Source organism: Mesorhizobium sp. EU05-FHT14A09, from assembly GCF_058790995.1.
Genome location: NZ_JBYTDF010000003.1, coordinates 448,326 through 466,076, shown reverse-complemented (window position 1 = coordinate 466,076; position 17,751 = coordinate 448,326). Strand labels below are relative to the sequence as shown.

Annotated in this window: 16 protein-coding genes and 1 tRNA gene; 7 read left to right on the top strand and 10 right to left on the bottom strand. The window is 61.3% G+C overall.

The annotated features are described in order from the left end of the window. The first annotated feature begins 162 nt into the window (after positions 1–162). A tRNA-Arg gene (locus AC3WTO_RS13845) sits at positions 163–239 on the top strand. Between the two features lie 92 nt (positions 240–331). Here the strand turns inward: AC3WTO_RS13845 and cydX are convergent. The 3 genes from cydX to AC3WTO_RS13830 are packed head-to-tail and all read right to left on the bottom strand — an operon-like array spanning position 332 to position 3,207. Beyond that, complete coding sequence (gene cydX / locus AC3WTO_RS13840) at positions 332–463, bottom strand: cytochrome bd-I oxidase subunit CydX (RefSeq protein ID WP_492461297.1); 132 nt, start codon at positions 461–463, stop codon at positions 332–334. 12 nt (positions 464–475) lie between these two features. Further along, complete coding sequence (gene cydB / locus AC3WTO_RS13835) at positions 476–1,627, bottom strand: cytochrome d ubiquinol oxidase subunit II (RefSeq protein WP_492461296.1); 1,152 nt, start codon at positions 1,625–1,627, stop codon at positions 476–478. 20 nt (positions 1,628–1,647) lie between these two features. Then, entirely contained in the window at positions 1,648–3,207 is a 1,560-nt protein-coding gene (locus tag AC3WTO_RS13830; RefSeq protein WP_492461295.1) for a cytochrome ubiquinol oxidase subunit I, read from the bottom strand. A 126-nt stretch (positions 3,208–3,333) separates the two neighbouring features. On the opposite strand from AC3WTO_RS13830, the gene AC3WTO_RS13825 reads away from it, so the two are divergent. Beyond that, entirely contained in the window at positions 3,334–4,926 is a 1,593-nt protein-coding gene (locus AC3WTO_RS13825; protein ID WP_492461294.1) for an ATP-binding cassette domain-containing protein, read from the top strand. Beyond that, a complete protein-coding gene (locus AC3WTO_RS13820; RefSeq protein ID WP_492461293.1) occupies positions 4,923–6,572 on the top strand; it encodes an ATP-binding cassette domain-containing protein in 1,650 nt (549 codons plus the stop codon). Before AC3WTO_RS13825 ends, AC3WTO_RS13820 begins: the two co-directional genes overlap by 4 nt. A gap of 41 nt (positions 6,573–6,613) precedes the next feature. Here AC3WTO_RS13820 and AC3WTO_RS13815 read toward each other — a convergent pair whose 3' ends face one another. From AC3WTO_RS13815 to AC3WTO_RS13795, 5 genes are all read right to left on the bottom strand, one after another. Further along, positions 6,614–7,471, bottom strand: a complete 858-nt coding sequence (locus AC3WTO_RS13815; RefSeq protein WP_492461292.1) for an ABC transporter permease — start codon at positions 7,469–7,471, stop codon at positions 6,614–6,616. Next, the gene (locus tag AC3WTO_RS13810; RefSeq protein WP_492461291.1) at positions 7,468–8,349 is read right to left on the bottom strand and encodes an ABC transporter permease; all 882 of its coding nucleotides are present in this window, start codon (positions 8,347–8,349) and stop codon (positions 7,468–7,470) included. Before AC3WTO_RS13810 ends, AC3WTO_RS13815 begins: the two co-directional genes overlap by 4 nt. Beyond that, entirely contained in the window at positions 8,342–9,412 is a 1,071-nt protein-coding gene (locus AC3WTO_RS13805) for an ABC transporter ATP-binding protein (protein WP_492461290.1), read from the bottom strand. The genes AC3WTO_RS13810 and AC3WTO_RS13805 overlap by 8 nt, the downstream gene beginning before the upstream one ends. Positions 9,413–9,480: 68 nt before the next feature. Continuing rightward, complete coding sequence (locus AC3WTO_RS13800; protein WP_492461289.1) at positions 9,481–10,611, bottom strand: extracellular solute-binding protein; 1,131 nt, start codon at positions 10,609–10,611, stop codon at positions 9,481–9,483. Between the two features lie 384 nt (positions 10,612–10,995). Further along, on the bottom strand, positions 10,996–11,895 hold the full coding sequence (locus AC3WTO_RS13795) for a LysR family transcriptional regulator (RefSeq protein WP_492461545.1): 900 nt from the start codon (positions 11,893–11,895) through the stop codon (positions 10,996–10,998). A 135-nt stretch (positions 11,896–12,030) separates the two neighbouring features. Between AC3WTO_RS13795 and AC3WTO_RS13790 the strand changes: the two genes are divergently transcribed. From AC3WTO_RS13790 to AC3WTO_RS13775, 4 genes are all read left to right on the top strand, one after another. Next, positions 12,031–12,804: an SDR family oxidoreductase gene (locus tag AC3WTO_RS13790; protein WP_492461288.1), complete on the top strand. Its 774-nt coding sequence runs from the start codon at positions 12,031–12,033 to the stop codon at positions 12,802–12,804. A gap of 196 nt (positions 12,805–13,000) precedes the next feature. Beyond that, entirely contained in the window at positions 13,001–13,330 is a 330-nt protein-coding gene (locus AC3WTO_RS13785) for a nuclear transport factor 2 family protein (RefSeq protein ID WP_492461287.1), read from the top strand. Between the two features lie 142 nt (positions 13,331–13,472). After that, positions 13,473–13,727, top strand: coding sequence for a hypothetical protein (locus tag AC3WTO_RS13780; protein WP_492461286.1), 255 nt, complete (start codon positions 13,473–13,475; stop codon positions 13,725–13,727). Continuing rightward, positions 13,724–14,914: a low temperature requirement protein A gene (locus AC3WTO_RS13775; RefSeq protein WP_492461285.1), complete on the top strand. Its 1,191-nt coding sequence runs from the start codon at positions 13,724–13,726 to the stop codon at positions 14,912–14,914. The genes AC3WTO_RS13780 and AC3WTO_RS13775 overlap by 4 nt, the downstream gene beginning before the upstream one ends. 118 nt (positions 14,915–15,032) lie before the next feature. On the opposite strand, the gene AC3WTO_RS13770 is transcribed toward AC3WTO_RS13775, so the two are convergent. Continuing rightward, a complete protein-coding gene (locus AC3WTO_RS13770; protein WP_492461284.1) occupies positions 15,033–15,767 on the bottom strand; it encodes a hypothetical protein in 735 nt (244 codons plus the stop codon). Positions 15,768–15,873: 106 nt separating this feature from the next. Beyond that, the gene (locus tag AC3WTO_RS13765; protein WP_492461283.1) at positions 15,874–17,751 is read right to left on the bottom strand and encodes a GGDEF domain-containing protein; all 1,878 of its coding nucleotides are present in this window, start codon (positions 17,749–17,751) and stop codon (positions 15,874–15,876) included.

The window sequence follows — 17,751 nt, the reverse complement described above, 5'->3', positions numbered from 1 at the left end:
GGCGCGGCGCCTAAGAAGGCAGCGAGGAATATCGCGCACGAAATCGACTGAGCACGGCTGCCATCACCGTCGGCCCTATCCCATCCTGAAGCGCACACCTTTCGATTTGACCCGCTCGGCACTTGGCGAAGCGGCGTGAAACGGCTATGTGTGCGCCCGCGTGGTCCCGTAGCTCAGTAGGATAGAGCGGCAGATTCCTAATCTGTAGGTCACAGGTTCGATTCCTGTCGGGATCACCAACAAAATCATATAGTTGGTTGGTGATAGCTTCAAATCCGCAGCAAGCCACCTCGCCGCATAGCGCCGCAATCCTGCACTCTGCTCACACCCACTAAGGCGTGGGCTGCTTCTGCGTCCTCTCCTGCGGCTGGTCGCGCAGGACGCGCAGCTCGTACCACAGGGCATTCAGAATGCCGACCGTGGCGGCCAGGCCGAGGCCGAGTATCCAGGCAAAGTACCACATGGCTTTCTCTCCTCAGTAGGCGTGATCCGCGTCGTGGATATCCTTCTCGCTGACCTTGCCCCACAGCACCCGGTAAACCCAGGCCGTGTAGATCAGGATAAGCGGCAGGAAGATCGCGGTGGCGAACAGCATGTTGCGCAGCGTCGCACGGCTGGACGAGGCGTCGAACACGGCGAGCGAATGGCCGGGATTGGTGCTCGACGGCAGGATGATCGGGAACATCGCCAGACCAACCGTTGCGATGATGCAGACGATCGAAAGCTGCGAGGTGAAGAAGGTCAGGCCGGCCTTGCGTGCGCGGAAGCCGGCTGCTGCTGCCAGCGGCAACAGCACCCCGAGCAGCGGCACCAGCCACAGCAGCGGCATACCCTGGAAATTGTGCAGCCATGCGCCGGCATTTTCGGCAACCGTCTTGCGCAGCGGATTGGACGGTCCGTCCCACACGATCGGACTGGTCACCTCATAGCCGCCGAACCAGCCCAGCGAGATGAAGACGCCACCCAGTGCGAACAGGATCGCCGCCACCAATGCCGCCTTTGGCCCGACGGCTGCGGCTCGCTCGGCAACCACGCCGTCAGCCTTGAAGGCGAGCCACGCGGCGCCGTGCATGACCAGCATCGCCACCGACACCAGCCCGCAGAAGATCGCCAGCGGATTGAGCAGGCCAAACAGGTTGCCTTCATAGATCGGGCGCAGGTCGTCCGTGAAATGGAAAGGCACCCCTTGCAGGACATTGCCGACCGCGACGCCGAAGATCAGGGCAGGCACGGCGCCGCCGATGAACAGCGCCCAGTCCCAATTGTTGCGCCAGCGCTGGCTGTCGCGCTTGGAGCGGTACTTGAAGCCGACCGGCCGCAGGATCAGCGCGAACAGCACAAGGAACATCGCCAGGTAGAAACCCGAGAAGCTCATCGCGTAGAGCGCGGGCCACGCCGCGAAGATCGCGCCGCCGCCGAGGATGAACCAGACCTGGTTGCCTTCCCAGACCGGCCCGACGGTGTTGATGGCAACCCGGCGCTCGATATCGGTCTTGGCCACGAAAGGCAGCAGGATGCCAACCCCCATGTCGAAACCATCGGTCACCGCGAAGCCGATCAGCAGGACACCCAGCAGAACCCACCAGATCAGGCGAAGTGTGGTGTAGTCGAAAAGAAACTCGATCATATCCGTGTTCCTTCCTGGACCTAATTCGCGGCCACAAGTGTGGCGCTGCCGGAGGTCTCGACATGTTCGGTTGCCGGCCCCTTGGCGATCGCGGCCAGCATGAGCCGGACTTCGATGACGGCGAGCGTGCCGTAGACGAGCGTGAAGCCGAGGATGGTGATGATGAGGTCGCTGATGCCGAGCTGGGAAGTTGCAAGGAACGTCGGCAACACACCTTCGATGACCCAGGGCTGGCGGCCGAATTCAGCCACGAACCAACCAACCTCGACGGCGATCCAGGGAAGCGGCATGGCAAAGAGCGCCATGCGGAACAACCAGCGCGGCGCCGGCGCCTCGCGCATCGTGTACCAGAGCGAGGTGAGGAACACGGCGAGCAGCAGGAAACCACACGCCACCATGATGCGGAAAGTGAAGAAGATCGCCGGCACGGTGGGCACTGTGTCCCACGCCGCCTGCTTGATCTGCTCCTCGCTCGCCTGGCGCGGATCGGCGACATAGCGCTTCAGGAGCAGCGCATAACCGAGGTCGGCCTTGGTTTCGTCGAAGCGCGCACGGGCAGCGGCGTTGCCGTGATCAGCCTTCAACTGCTCCAGCGCATCATAGGCGGGAATGCCGTCGCGGATGCGCTTTTCGGCGCGTCCGACCAGTTCGAATATGCCGGGAATCTGCTTGTCGATCGAACGCGTGCCGATCAGTCCCATCACCCACGGAATCCGGATCGCGAAATGCGTGGTCTTGTCCTGCATGTCGGGAATGCCGATGGCCGTGAAGGAAGCCGGCGCCGGCTCGGTTTCCCACATCGCCTCCATGGCGGCCAGCTTCATCTTCTGGTTGTCGGTGATTTCATAGCCGCTCTCGTCGCCGAGCACGATCACGGAAAGAGCCGACGCCGTGCCGAAAGCGGCGGCAATCACGAACGAACGCTTGGCCAGTTCGATATGGCGTCCGCGCAGCATGTAGAAGGCCGAAATGCCAAGCACGAAGGTCGCGCCGCAAACGTAACCGGCCGAAACCGTATGGACGAACTTGGCCTGCGCGACCGGATTGAACAGCACCGCGATGAAGTCGGTGACTTCCATGCGCATGGTATCGGGATTGAAAGCGGCTCCGACCGGGTTTTGCATCCACGCATTGGCGATCAGGATCCACAGCGCGGAGAAATTGGTGGCAAGGGCGACGAGCCAGGTAACGGCAAGATGCGCGCGCGCGGAAAGCCTGTCCCAGCCGAAGAAGAACAAGCCGACGAATGTTGCTTCAAGGAAAAACGCCATCAGCCCTTCGATGGCGAGCGGCGCTCCGAACACATCGCCGACATAATGCGAATAGAAGGCCCAGTTCATTCCAAACTGGAACTCCATCGTGATGCCTGTCGCCACGCCGAGGGCGAAGTTGATGCCGAACAGCACGCCCCAGAACTTGGTCATGTCACGCCAGATGGTGCGCTCGGTCATGACATAGACCGTCTCCATCATTGCGATCATGATGGAAAGACCGAGGGTCAGCGGCACGAACAGGAAGTGATACATCGCGGTCAGCGCGAACTGCAGGCGCGACAATTCGACGAGTAGCGGATCGGTCATCAGGCGTCCCCTATAGGCGTCACGACTCCCACTATAAGACGAGCATAAAATGCTGATTACAATAGCTTGCCTTGTGCCTCTTCGACGCAAGCACCGATAAACGCCACTCAGACCGCAGCAAGGCAGATGAGCCCAGCCTCGAACCGCGTCCGCTTCAATGGCCAGACAGCCGGCATGCTGGCTCGGGCGCGTTCGCTGGCCGTTGGCGGGCTGCGTATCACGCTTTTGCTGCAAATCCTGCGCACCGTGCTGCGCCTGGGTTTCGCAGGTGCGCTGGCGGTCTTTGCCGGCGTCATGATCGAAGCAGGATCGGTCTCTGTCCCGGCGGTCGCTATTGGCTTGAGCGTGCTGCTTCTTGCCGCACTGGTCGGTTTTCTTGCCGATCGCCGGCAGGCGATCGCGGAGTTTCTCGTGGCGGACGGCTTGCGCGAAACTGCCCGGGAGAAGCTCGCCGTGATGCCGGCCCGAACTGTGCAGGCCCTGCCCGCGGGCGCACTGATCGCGGGGCTCCAGCGCTATCCGGAAGCGCTGGCGGCCCTTGTCGTCGGCCATCGTGCCGCGGCGCTCATGTTGGGCATCGTTCCGGTTCTGGTGGTGTGCGCAATCGTCGCGGTGTCCTGGCAGGCGGCGCTGGCGCTGCTTTTTGCCACGCCGCTCATGATCGTTTTCTTCGTCCTGATCGGCGACACCATTCACGCCAGGGCGGAAAAACAGGAACGCGCGTTCGGACAGCTCGCGACACAATTCGACGATCGTATCCGCACTTTGCCGACCATCCTTTCCGCGCATGGCGTGGATCGCGAACGCGGAAAGCTCGAAACCCGGATGGCAGCCTACGCTGACAGCACCATGAACATGCTGAAAGTGGCTTTCCTCAATGCCGGCGTCATCGATTTCTTTTCATCGTTGTCGATCGCCATTCTGGCGGTCTTCCTTGGCCTCGGCCATCTGAAGCTGGCCGAGATCCCCGGTTTCTCCGGCATGCAGCTGTGGCAGAGCCTTTTCATCCTCATGCTGGCACCGGAATTCTTCGCTCCGTTCCGCCGCTATGCGGAACAGTATCACGCCAAGGCAGAGGGCAACGCGGCGGCCGTGGCGATGGACGGCTTCCTGGCCGAACAGCGTACTCTTGAGCAGGCGAGCAAATTCGCCTGCAATCGCCTCGACCACCTGCCTGCGAGCGGTCTGGTGGCCGTCGTCGGCGAGAGCGGCGCTGGCAAATCGACATTGCTGCGCCGGCTTGCGGGCGTCGAAACCCCTGGTGGATCGGATCCCGCATTCGCCACTGGCGTCGACTGGATCTCGACCGACATTGCCGTGCCGGCAGGCACACTCGCCGATGCGCTTTCCTGGAATCGGGCCGAACGCCATCCGGCGAGGCTGCTGTCCGCAGCAGAGCGTGTCGGGCTGCTGGACGACACGCTGTTGCCGGGCGGGCTGAACGCGCGAGTAGGGGCTGGCGGCGAGAACCTCTCCGGTGGGCAACGCCTGAGAATTGGCGTTGCGCGCGCCCTGCTGTCCGACCGCCCGATCTTTGCCGACGAACCAACCGCCAAGCTCGATACCGACAACGCAGCCCTCGTGCGAGCCGCACTGACCGATTCTGCCGCCGACAGGCTGGTGGTCGTGGCGACCCATGATCCGGAATTGAAGGCGCTGGCGGCGCTGGTCATCGACCTCGATCAGCCGGAGCATCATCGGCAGGAAGCCGCGGTATGAGCCGTTCCAGGACATCCCGAACCGAGGGCAAGAATGAAATTCCGCGTCATTCTCATCTGTGGTGGCGTCTCGCCGGACTGCTTGCACTGACAGCGCTGTTCGCCGGTGTCCTTCTGACCGGTGTCTCGGTCTGGTTCCTTGGCGCGGTTGCGTTGGCCGGTGCGGGTGGCGCGGCCTACACCTTCAACTTCCACATCCCAGCAGCCTTGATCCGCATGTTCGCCATGGCGCGCACGGCAGCCAAATATGGCGAGCGTCTCGTCGGTCACAAGGCAGCCCTGCTCGATCAGATATCCCGCCGCACCCTGCTGTTCTCGGCGATGGCTGCCGCGTCGGAAGTACGCAGCGCGGGCTGGCAACTCGGCGACCGGGACAAACTGGCCGACTTTATCGACGATGTCGAAAACCTGGATTTCGCCAAGCTCAGGGTCCAACTGCCGCTGCTGGCAATTCTCGCCGGCCTTGCCTTTGCCTGCGTCGCCACGCTTTTCGTGATCCCGATGGCTTTGATCATCATTTTCCCGGCTGTGCTCAGCATCGCCTCCTGCGCTTATTGGCTTCTGCCGAGCCTGGCCAAGAACTGGCATACCGCCCGCCTCCACAAGCGCGCGGCGGGCAGGCGGCTTGGCGCAGCACTTGGCGCGGTCGCTCCGCTTCAGGCGGAGCACGCCTGGTCGGAGACGTTGGCCACTTCGTTCGCCGCCCTTTCGCGAGCCGACGCCCGATTGCTGCGGACGCGGCGCGGCATGGCGATTGCAGATGCGGTTCTCGGCCTGGCCGGCCCGCTCGCCAGCATGGTTGTCCTGGGGGCTGCATGGCTGGATGGGCAGCGTGGAAATGGCTTGCTTGCCGCGGCATTTGTCGCCTTCTCCTGGCTGGCTCTCGGCGAGGCCATGCAGGGCGCCTCACGCAGTCTGCTTGCCCGGGTCAAGGAAGCCGCCGCGAAGGGAACGCTGAGTGCCTGGTCCGCAGGCGTTCAGCATGGTGGTACACCAGCCTACAGCGCGTCCCCGCGCCTGGGCAAACTGCAGATCATGGCGCTGCCCCGCTGCGCGCCGGACGACAGGCCACTCGGCGGCACGGTGGATTTCGTCCTGGAAGCCGGACGGCCGACGGTGCTTTCCGGACCAAGTGGCAGCGGCAAGACGTCTTTGTTGAAACAGGTCGCCGGGTGGCTGGAAGCAGATGGTAGCGGCAAGCTTGTTGGCGACGGGGTCGAGCTTGTTGCTCTCTCGCGCAGGCAACTCACCTTCCTCGGGCTGCACGACGCCGCGGTGCTGTCGGACTCGGTTCGCGAGAATCTGTTTGCGCCGGACGCCACCGACGCCGAATGCTGGGCAGCACTCGACGCCGTCGAACTCGGCGAGCGCATTCGGCTCGCCGGCGGGATGGAAGGCTGGATCACCCAGGACATGCTTTCGCTGGGCGAAGCGCACCGGCTCAACCTCGCCCGCGCCTTGCTGAGCCCGCTTCCCATTATTCTCCTCGACGAACCTGGCGAACACCTCGACGCCGAGCAGGCTCGCCGCATCGTCGGGCGGCTGGTCGCCCATCTGCAAGACCGCATCCTGCTTATCTCGAGCCATAAGGCATCCGACACTTGGGCAGTGGCACGGGAGCTCAGGCTAGATGGGCCCGCAGCGTAAGGAACCCGGCAGCTCCATTGCTCCTCACTTCCAGGGTGGTTTCAAGTCTCCTGGCGCCGTGTTGACGAACGACGGCTCAGTTCGAGGGCAATCGCGGCGACAACCGTAAGGGCGATGAGAACAAGCCCAAGCGCGTTGACGGCCGGCGTCAAACCGGTGCGGACCTTCGTCGCGATATAGACGGTCAACGGAGTTTCCGTGCCGCGGACGAACAGGGTGGTGTTGTAGTTCTCGAAGGATTGCAGGAAAGCAATGAACGTCGCAGCAAGAAGCGACGGTTTGAGGTAGGGGAGCAGGATGCGGCGAAACACCATGAAGCGCGAAGCGCCAAGGTCGATCGCAGCTTCCTCCAGGGTCCTGTCGAATATCTGCAGCCGGGCCAGCACCATCAGCATGACATAGGCCGTGATGAAGCTCGCCTGAGCAAGGATGATCAGCAGCGTGCCGCCGCCGACGCCGGCCTGTCGCCACAGCACAAGCGTCGCGATGCCGATTGCCACGCCCGGCGTCAGCAGCGGCGAAACCATGAGCGCGTAGAGAAAGTTGCGCGACGAGTGCTGAAGACTGTTGAGGAGCAGCGCAGCAGCCGTCCCAATCGGTAGCGATATCGCGATGACGCCGACGCCAATGAAAAGCGACAGGCGAAGTGCTTTCCACATGGCCTGATCTGCCCACAGGACAGCAAACCAGTCGAACGTCAGGCCGAGCCAGGGAGTGACCGTCGGAAATTTGCTCGCGTTGAACGTGGCGATACCCATCACCGCCAGCGGCAGGAACAGATAGAGGAAGAAAAGCGCCATGTAGATGGCAAAGACGATGCGCGGCAGTGCGGCCAGCGCCTTCGGAAACCATGAATTGTTGCGCGGCTTCGCTGTGCGGCTTTCGAGCGCGACCGTCATTTCGCTACATCCGCGAGATTGACCTTGAACAACCGCAGCGCGGCCATCACGACCGCCATGCACAAGGCAAGCAACACAAGCGCGTAGGCCGCACCGCGGTTCCAGTTCCCGCCCTCGAAAAACCAGTTGTAGATGATCTCGGTGAACCAGCGGCTTCCCGGAGCGCCAAGCAGCGCCGGAGCCACATAGCTGCCCGACGCCAGCATGAAGGTGAAGACGCAGCCGGTCGCGATGCCGGCCTTGGCGTGGGGAACGACGATGCGACGATGGATCTGGATCGTCGAGGCGCCAAGATTGCGCGCCGCTTCGATTTGCGCCGAATCCAGTGTCGAAATGGAATTGTAGACAGGAAACAGCATGAACAGAATGTAGGCATAGACCATGCCTGCCAGCACGCCCGTATCTCCGAACCAGCGCACCGGCTGATCGAGAACACCGAGCCCGACGAGCACGGCATTGAGCGGCCCGTTGAAGGCAAGCAGTATATACCAGGCAAGCACCCGCAGCACTTCGTTGATCCAGAACGGAACAATCAGCACCACGGTCACCCAGGCGACGGAACGCTTCGTCGCGATCTTGGCGAGCCAGAACGCCATGGGATAGGTGACGACAAGCGTCGTCAGCATGACCAGCCCACTCGCCCAGATCGTCTTGAAGAAGATGGCCCGGTGCACGGGATCGGCAAACAGCGCACTGAAATTCACCAGTGTATAGTGATCGTCCGGACCGCCGATCTGCGCCGGTGTCAGGTTCGGGCGAAGCGAGAAGTCGAGCATCATCAGGTTGGGTGCCAGCACCATGCCCAGCAGCCAGACGGCAACGCTGAGCACGATGAGGCTGCCAAGACCTGGGCCGAAACGCTGGAAAAGGTCACGCATGGGCGAGCACCAGCGCCTGCGAGGCCCCGAAAGCGAGCCGGACCCGCGCTCCGGCCGCCGGCATCTCTGAAAGGCGGTGGTGCGGCAGAGCCGCGACGACCCGCTTGCCGCCATCGGTCCGGGCATGCAGCATGGCCGTCGCCCCCTCGAACTCCAGTTGCTCGGCGAGCGCGTCGAGATGGTTGTCGCTGGCTTCCATACCAAGCGATATTGCCTCGGGCCGGACATAGACCAGCGCGGCATCACCAGCCTTCAGCCCTGAGCTGTTGCGCCCCAGAAAGAGGCCATGTTCGGTCTCGACGATCGCCAATCCATCGGCAATGCGCCCGACCGTGCCGGAGAATTCATTGGCTTCGCCGACGAATTTGGCAACGAACGGCGTGCGCGGATTGGCATAAAGTTCGCGCGGTTCCGCAACCTGCTGCAGGACGCCATCGCTCATGACCGCGATACGGTCCGACATTGCGAGCGCTTCCGACTGGTCATGGGTGATGTAGATGAAGGTTACGCCGGTGCGCTTCTGCAGCGCGCGCAATTCCGAGCGCATGTGCTGGCGTAATTTCAGGTCGAGCGCCGAAAGCGGTTCGTCGAGCAGCAGGACCTGCGGCTCTACGGCCAGCGCCCGTGCAATCGCGACGCGTTGTCTCTGTCCGCCCGAAAGCTCATGCACCATGCGGTCGGCATAGCCCGGGAGGGCGATCAGCTCGAGCAGTTCTTCGGCACGCCGGCGCCGCTGTCCCCTGGGCATGCCACGAACCTCCAGTCCGAAGGCGATGTTCTTCCACACCGGCATCAGCGGAAACAGGGCAAGTGACTGGAAAATCATGGCCGTCGGCCGCTGGTTGGCGCCGATCCCATCCATGTCGCGGCCACCGATCAGGATGCGCCCCGCCGTCGGCTGCATGAAGCCGGCAATCAAGCGCAGGATCGTCGTCTTGCCGCAGCCCGACGGGCCGAGAATGGAGAAGAACTCGCCGCTCTCGACAAACATGGAAAGATTTTTGACCGTGCGGGTGACACCGAAGGCCATTTCAACGTCGATCAATTCGACCGAGCGGGACATGATTGCGTGATCCTTAAAACGCAACGGCGGAGTCGTCGCCCCGCCGCTGATTGATGAGAAAGGACTGATCAGGCCGACAGGAACTTGTCCTGGTATTCGTTGCGCAGCGCGACGAACCAATTGTCCTGCACCGGCCACCACCACAATTTCTCAAGCGCGTCGCCTGGATAGGCAGCCTTGAAGAACGCCCGCGAGGCTTCCGAAAGAAACTTTTCGGCGCCGACCGCGGTCGTGTTGATCGAGGTGTGGTTGGCATAGAGAGCGCCGGCTTCCGGCGTCAGGATCCAGTTCAGGAAGGTGTAGGCCTGTTCGACATTGGCGGCGCCGACAGGAATGGAAACGCCCTCCATCCATGTGAGCGCGCCTTCCTTAGGCGCGACGAAACCGACCGGCAGACCTTCCTTGGAAAGGCCTGCGGCCGAGGAATCCCAGGTCTGGCCGATCGTTACGCCATTGGCGCGAAACGCACCCTGGGCTTCATTCTCGTTCGACCAGAACTGCGCGATATTGCCCTTGCGAGCGATGGCTTCCACCATGATGGCATCATAGTTGGCGCGCATGGTGGCCTCATCCTTGAAGCTGTCGCGCATCGGTTTCGGCAGCTTGCCTTGTGACTCCATCCACAGGCCCAAGCCGACGAGACCCGAATGGCCACGGACCGTGGCTTTGCCAGCCATTTCGGGTTTCCAGATGTCACCGTAAGAGGCCGTGCCGTATTCCAGCGGCGAGGTTTTCTTGTCGAAAGTGATCGCTTCCGTGCCCCAGTCTGTCGGAACCTGGTAGCGCTTGCCCTTGACCACCGCGCCAAGCGTTTCCGAACCCTTGACCGCACTCACGAGCGCGCGGTCCCACAATACCTTGCTCTCATCGATCGGCTGGACGAGACCGAGTTCGACATAATTGGGAACACGATCGACGCCGGGCCAGATCACGTCATATCCCTTGCCATTGCTGGCGCGCATCTGATTGAGAAGCTCGTCGTTTGTGCCGTAAGGCGTGTAGACCGGCTTGATACCGGTCGCCTTTTCGAAGGCAGCGAGCATGTCGTCTGAAATATAGCCAGCCCATGCAAAGATGTTCAGCGTGCCCGAGGAACCCGCGGCAAAGCCGGTGCGCGATACGAATGGTGCGGCAAGTGCGAAGGCTGCTGTCGTCGCAGCTCCCGTCCACAGAAAATTACGTCGGCTAATATACGTCATTCCAATTTCCCTCGGGGACCACCATTGGTCTTTGATGACCGCGCTTATAGGGATGCTGTTTGACAGACAGACGACTGCTTGATGGTTGCCGCGAGGTTACGCGACAGCACCGTGCGCAGAAAATAATGTATATTTATCATATAGTTGATATGAAGGCTCTCGAGTAATATGCTTGAACCGGCATTCACTGCTCGAGACTTTTTCTGGGTTGAAACCGTTCTGGCGACGCAGCATGCGCAACATCACCGAGGACCGGGTCTCGGGAAACCCAGCCCCGCTTCGGCCAACTCGCGGTTATGTGCGAACGGCCGCAACGCCGCGAGCCGACTTTTGCCTGCGACCCGACAATTAGCCGATTCAAGATGATCTCCACCGAGAGATCGTCTACCTCACGACATCCCGCAACAGCTCTTCCAGCCAGTCGGCAAAGACATGAAGACGATGGGAGAGATGCTGTCGGGTTGGATACAGGATCGTCATGGCCATCGGCTCGGCCGGGAAATCCTGCAAGACCTCCACGAGATCGCCGGCGTCAAGATGAGAACGGACGTCATAGGCAGGAATCTGGATCAATCCCAGGCCAGCGACGCAGCAGGCGATATAGGCCTCCGCGCTGTTGGCAGTCACACGGCCGGACATCGGCAAAGACCGCAAGACGCCTTTTTCCAGCCATTCCCATTCTTCGGTGCGCCCGGTTGAAGGAGACGTGTAGTTGACCGCCAGATGATCCTTGAGATCGTCGGGACTAGCTGGCACGCCATGACGTTCGAGATAGGCGGGACTGGCAACATTGATCAACGGCAATTGGCCGATGGAGCGGGCAATGAGCCCCGAATCCGCGAGCGGACCGACCCGCAGCACGCAATCGACGCTGTCCTCGATCAGATTGACGGCACGATCGGTGACACCGAGGTCGATATCTATCTGGGGGTATCTTTCCAGGAACTCGGGCAAGGCAGGCGCAATGATAAGCCGCCCGATCCGCCCCGGTACATCGACCTTGAGCCTGCCCGATGGTTTTGACGCGGAGTGCCTGAACACCCCCTCGGCTTCCTCGACATCGGCAATCAGTTGCAGGCAGCGTGTGTAGAAGGCAGCACCATCCTGCGTGGGCGAGACCTGCCGCGTTGTACGGTGAAGCAAACGCGCGCCGAGACGGCCTTCGAGTTCGAGAATGGCGGCTGAGACAGACGAACGCGGTACACCCAGTGTTGCTGCCGCGCGCGTGAAGCTGGAGCATTCAACGACACGTGTGAAGACACGAAACAGATCTATTCGATCCACCGATCGCTCCGCCATTGGTATGAGTTTCTGACAGATGATGTCAGTTTCATCACCTTTATCGGAAAATCCTAGACGATATCTTCTCGCCATGGAACCGGCTGCGAACAGCGGCCGCAGAGGCAAGGAGGCCACCGCATGACCGATCACAGCATCAACGGCAAAACCGTTCTCATCGCCGGCGGCGCGAAGAATTTGGGTGGGTTGATCGCGCGCGATCTTGCCGCGCATGGCGCCAGGGCCGTCGCGATCCACTACAACAGCGCGGCCACCAAGGCCGACGCCGACGCCACGGTTGCCGCGGTGAAGGCGGCAGGTGCCAAGGCAGTGGCCTTCCAGGCGGACCTCACCACGGCAGGCGCCGTTGAGAAGCTGTTTGCCGATACGGTTGCGGCGGTCGGCAGGCCCGATATCGCCATCAACACCGTCGGCAAGGTGCTGAAGAAGCCAATGGCCGAGATTTCGGAAGCCGAATATGACGAGATGAGCGCGGTGAATGCCAAGACCGCCTTCTTCTTCCTCAAGGAGGCAGGCGGGACGGTCAACGACAACGGCAAGATCTGCACGCTGGTGACCTCGCTGCTCGGCGCCTTCACGCCTTTCTATTCCAGCTATGCCGGCACCAAGGCGCCGGTGGAACATTTCACGCGCGCGGCTTCCAAGGAGTTCGGCGAGCGCGGCATTTCGGTGACCGCGATCGGACCGGGCCCGATGGACACACCCTTCTTCTATCCGGCCGAAGGTGCGGATGCGGTCGCCTATCACAAGACGGCAGCGGCGCTGTCTAACTTCTCCAAGACCGGCCTCACCGACATCCAGGACATCGTGCCATGGATCCGCATGCTGGTCTCGGAGGGCTGGTGGATGACCGGCCAGACCATCCTGGTCAATGGCGGCTATACCACCAAATAGTGGTAGCGCCGTGGGGCCGGCCTACACATCCTGCAGCGTCGGGACGGGCCAATTCGGGAGACGGCAAATGCATATCGCATTGGTACTGGCTGCATTTGCGGCCTCTCACCATCCGGTCCCCGAAGGCGTCTTGGCACCGGCCGCCAGCCATTTCCTGCCCGTGCAACGGCAATCAAACAAAGAGGAGGTCCAGGCAATGGCCACATCCGTGCTCCCTGCCCCCATCGATGCCCTGGTCAAGGCGGTGAATGACGGAGAGACAGAGCTGTTCCTGTCCTTCTTCACACCCGATGGTGTCGTTGACGATTGGGGTCGTCGCTTTGTCGGCCAGCAGGCCATCCGCGCCTGGAGCGACCGGGAATTCATCGGCGCCAAAGGCACGCTGACGTTCAAGAATGTCCAGCAGGCCGATGGTTCGGTCAGCGTCGCTGCAGGTTGGACAAGCAAGGCCTATAGCGGCGACAGCCTTTTTGTCTTTACCATCGCGGACGGAAAGATCCGCGACATGCGGATCACCAGCGACTGAGCCATGACATCCGATCGGACTGGATTGACGCCCAACCGCTTCGAGCGGATTTTCGGGGAAAAGCTGTCTTCAAGGCTGAGGCGCCTGCTCCACGATACCAAAACCTGGTCTCGACCAAGAGGATCTGACGTTGCATCTTATTATGGTTGTCGGCGGCGGGATCGTGCTGCTCTGCTTGTTTCTGCTGTTCGGCAAGTTGTGGAGCGTTGGCGACGCTGACCTGTCGATCGCCGCGAAGGCCTTCCTGCCGGTCTGGCTGGCCATGTCGCTGATCAATATGTGGGTTGGGGTGGCAAAGGCCGGCTATTCCATCCGTGAGGAACTGCCGGTCCTGTTCGTGGTCTTTGCCGTGCCGGCAATTCTCGCAGGCATTGCTATCTGGAGGTTGGCTCGATGACCGATAGCAGCACCCTGCCTGCCGCCCATCACCCGCTGCTGCGCCGCCGTGACGGCCACCATGCCCGCGTCACCTTCGAGGAACTGTTCTTCGATCTGGTCTATGTCTTCGCCGTCACCCAGCTCAGCCATGAGCTGTTGACCAACCTGACACCGACCGGCGTTGTCGAGACCCTGATCCTTTGGTTCGCGGTCTGGCTTGGCTGGCAGTACACGTGCTGGTTCACCAACTGGTTCGATCCCGAGACTCCGCGCATTCGCGGGGCGCTGTTTGGGGTGATGCTTGCGGCGCTGGTGATGGCCTCGGCCATCCCTGGAGCCTTTGGCGACAGGGGGTTGGTCTTTGCGCTCGCCTATGTCGCGATACAGGTCGGTCGCACGGCCTACGTCGCCTGGGAGCTCGGAGCGAACCACCCGCTTTCCGCCAACTACCGGCGCATGCTGGGCTGGCTTCTGATCGCGGCGGTGTTCTGGATCGCCGGCGCCCTCGCCGAACACTGGACCCGCGCGGCTCTGTGGACCATCGCGATCGCCTGCGAATATCTGTCGCCGATGTTCGGTTTCGCGCTGCCGGGGCTTGGTCGTTCGAGAACGAGCGACTGGACGATCGAAGGCGGGCATCTGGCAGAACGTTGTCAGCTGTTCGTCATCGTGGCGCTTGGCGAAACGCTGCTGGCGACGGGTGCGACGCTGGGGCGCGCGGAGGTGTGGGAGCCCGCCGTGCTGTCGGCCCTGCTCGCCACGTTTCTCGGCACGCTGGCGATGTGGTGGCTGTATTTCGGCACGTCGAGCAAGGATGCCACCGAAACCATCACCCATTCCAAAGATCCCGGCCGGCTCGGCGCCTACTTCCACTACATCCATGCCGTTCTGATCGGCGGGATCATCGCCACGGCTGTCGGCAACGACCTTGTCCTTGCTCATCCGCATGATGGCCTGAAGACAGCCTATGCCCTGATCTTGAGCGGGGGCCCGATGATCTACCTGGCCGGCAGCGCCATCTACAAGAAGCTCGTATATGGCACGGTCCCGGTTTCCCATATCGCCGCCATCGTTGCACTGGCCGCATTGTTCCCGGTCGCATTCGGCGTCGATCTTCTGACCATGGGCTGGCTCACGACCATCGTCATGCTGGCGGCCGGTCTGTGGGAGAACAGGGCGGCAAGTCGCCGCCACGCGACATCCTAAAAGCGGATGCGACTGCCCCTTCTTGCATCCAACGGTCGAGAAAGCCTGCCTAGCTAGAAGGCAGCTTCATCAGTCAAGGGTCATCGCGCAATCATTCTGGGTGACCTATGCCCCGAGATCACCGAGTGGCTTCAAGTCTCAGGCACCTCTTTCTAAAGAAGGAAAACAGGATCACACTAAAACCCAAGACAGCGATACCTCCAATATTCCAGTAGTTTAAGACACTCTCCAGTATCCAATCGCCTGGTTGGAGCGACGCCATGCCGGCGCCGTTTTTTACATAGAACCGGGATGAAGCCGGATCGATTCCAAATTCACACGAACCTGCCTTTTTCACGGAAGGTCCCGATTTTAAAAAATCAAAAGGCATATCCCTGTAGTCGATATCCCGTCTCCGAATGAAGGTTCCATCCAAGGCAAAAGTGTCAACCGTATCGGTTCGAACACTGTAGATATTCAACTCTTGACCTAGACTCACTGCGAATTTGAAAATGCCGCCGGCGTTGTCAGGTTGGAATGCGGCCTTGAATTGGCCATTGCAATCATAGAGTTGAACTCGATCTGCGCGACCGATTATCGGATCCCTGATCTTGACGAAAACATCTCCCTTTTCCGTCACCGCTACCTGATCATGGATACGTACTGGCGGCCATGCCCGCGCGTGCAGAAGGTTCTGATAGAAAAGGTTTGCGCCCACGGCTCCTGCAAACGCCAACATGAGCATGAACCAACCAAACATATACATTCGATCTGCTGGCGTAGGACGCTTTCGCCATATCCCGATAATGGCACCGATCGCCATTAAGAGCGGGAAGACAACCTCGAGCCAATGGATGGATACGTAAGGATTCATGATTCCAATCTTCGAATAAATACGCTTTAGAACAAGAAGTTCTATGTTTCGACAGTGGAACTTGAAACCTTACTAGAATTGTTGACGCTAAACTGCAGCACCCAGTCTAGGCCCGCAGGCGCTGGCTGTCCTTGCTGCCGGATCGACGGCTCAGCACAGTGGGCGCGATCGACACGCGATTGCGGCCATCCGACTTCGCCCGGTAGAGCGCCTTGTCCGCGCGCTCGACCAGGTGACGCCAGTCGCGCGGCCCGCGCCGGCCGCAGGCGACACCGAAACTGGCAGTGACGGCGATCTGCTGCCCATCGGAAAGCGCGAAACGGTGGTTCTGCAGCTTTGCGCGGATTGTCTCGGCAAGACGGCCGGCCTGGGCAAGGTCCGCACGGGACAGCAGCAAGGCGAACTCTTCACCGCCAAAACGCGCCACGACACAATCGATCGGCACCTCGCGTTTCAGCAGCCTGGCCGTGTCGATCAGCACCCGGTCGCCGGCGAGATGGCCATGGCTGTCATTGATGCTCTTGAAATGATCTATGTCGATCATGATCAGGGCAAGCGCATCGTCTGTCGGCGAGCCGTCGCCGCCGTTCTGAGCGATGTAGTCGAGCGTGCGCCGGTTCAATGCCCCGGTCAAACCATCGGTTTCCGCCTGCTGCCGCAATTCGCTGGTGAGCGAGGCACGCTCGCGCAGACGGTCCTGCAGCACGTCGATTGCATCGAAAAGACGTGTCATTTCACCGGCACCACCGGCATCGCGCCTTGCTGCGAGCGGACGATCCTCCGCCAGACCGATCACCTCTTCATGCGCCTGCAGCAGTGGACGGAAAACATCCCGCCGCACCGACAGAAGCACGCCGATCAGCACGGCGAGCACGATCGCCGTAGCCAGTGAAACAATGACCAGAAGCCGCAGGGCGGCATCGCGCTGCGAGGCGACCCGCAATACGGTGTTGTCCAGGAAAGCCGTGCGATAGTCCTCCACCGACTTCATGGTCGGCACGAAGGATCGGGTCAGCTGGACAGCCGTCATCGGATAGTCGCTGGAATCCTTGCCTTGCTTGATGATGGCGTCGACCATATCCATGCCGGTGCCGAAAAACAGCGTATCGATGGCAGCCTGGTTCCTGGCGAGCTCCGGCATGGCATTGAGGACGGTCTGGCCGCGCAGCATCTGCCAGATCTGATAGATGCGGCCCTGATCCCGGCGCGCGTCGATGATGTTCTCAAGCGGAATGCGTTGGCGTGACGCCATCGGCGCAATCACTTCCGAGGCGATGCGGCCGCCATACTCACGCAAATCCGCCAGCATCTGGCCGATAAGCACCGGTTCAGACAGGCCGCTGTCGTGGCCGATCAGTTCGTTCACTCGCCATGCCGTCACCGCACGAAACTGGTCGGAGACCTCGAACATCGCCTCGATGGCATCCTGCATCGCCTTGAGCCTGGCTTCCCCGCCCCGGACGGTTGCCGCCCGGTCGACCTTGGCCCTGGCCACGGCAAGGCTTGCGGTGACAGCATCGAGCAGTTCCGGCGGAACGGGATGATCGTGAACCAGGATCGGGACGTCGGGCGCCGCCGCGAGGCCGGCCAACGCAGCATCGCTGCGGGCGCGGAAATCGGCAAGCCGCTTCAAGGCCTCGTCACCGGCACCTGACATCACATCATTGGCCGGGCCACGTTCCGCCGAGATGGCGTTCGCAATATCGAGAACCTGGCGGAAATATTGGATATCGTAATGGTTCTGTCGCGCCTCGGCGAAATCGTTCCAGGCGCGCGACAAGATCATCGCCGCCAGCACGGCCGCACACAGGATGGCCAGGCCGATGCTGAACGAGAGCTTGGGATAGAGGCTTTGATCCCGCGTCCTCAGACGTGAGCGCAGTGCGCTGAAAAACGCACCGACGCCTTCCCCGCTCTGGCCAATAGTCGCCGTCACCACGCTGGGCGTTGCCGTCTGTGTCTGTTGTCGAGCAGTGTCTGTCAT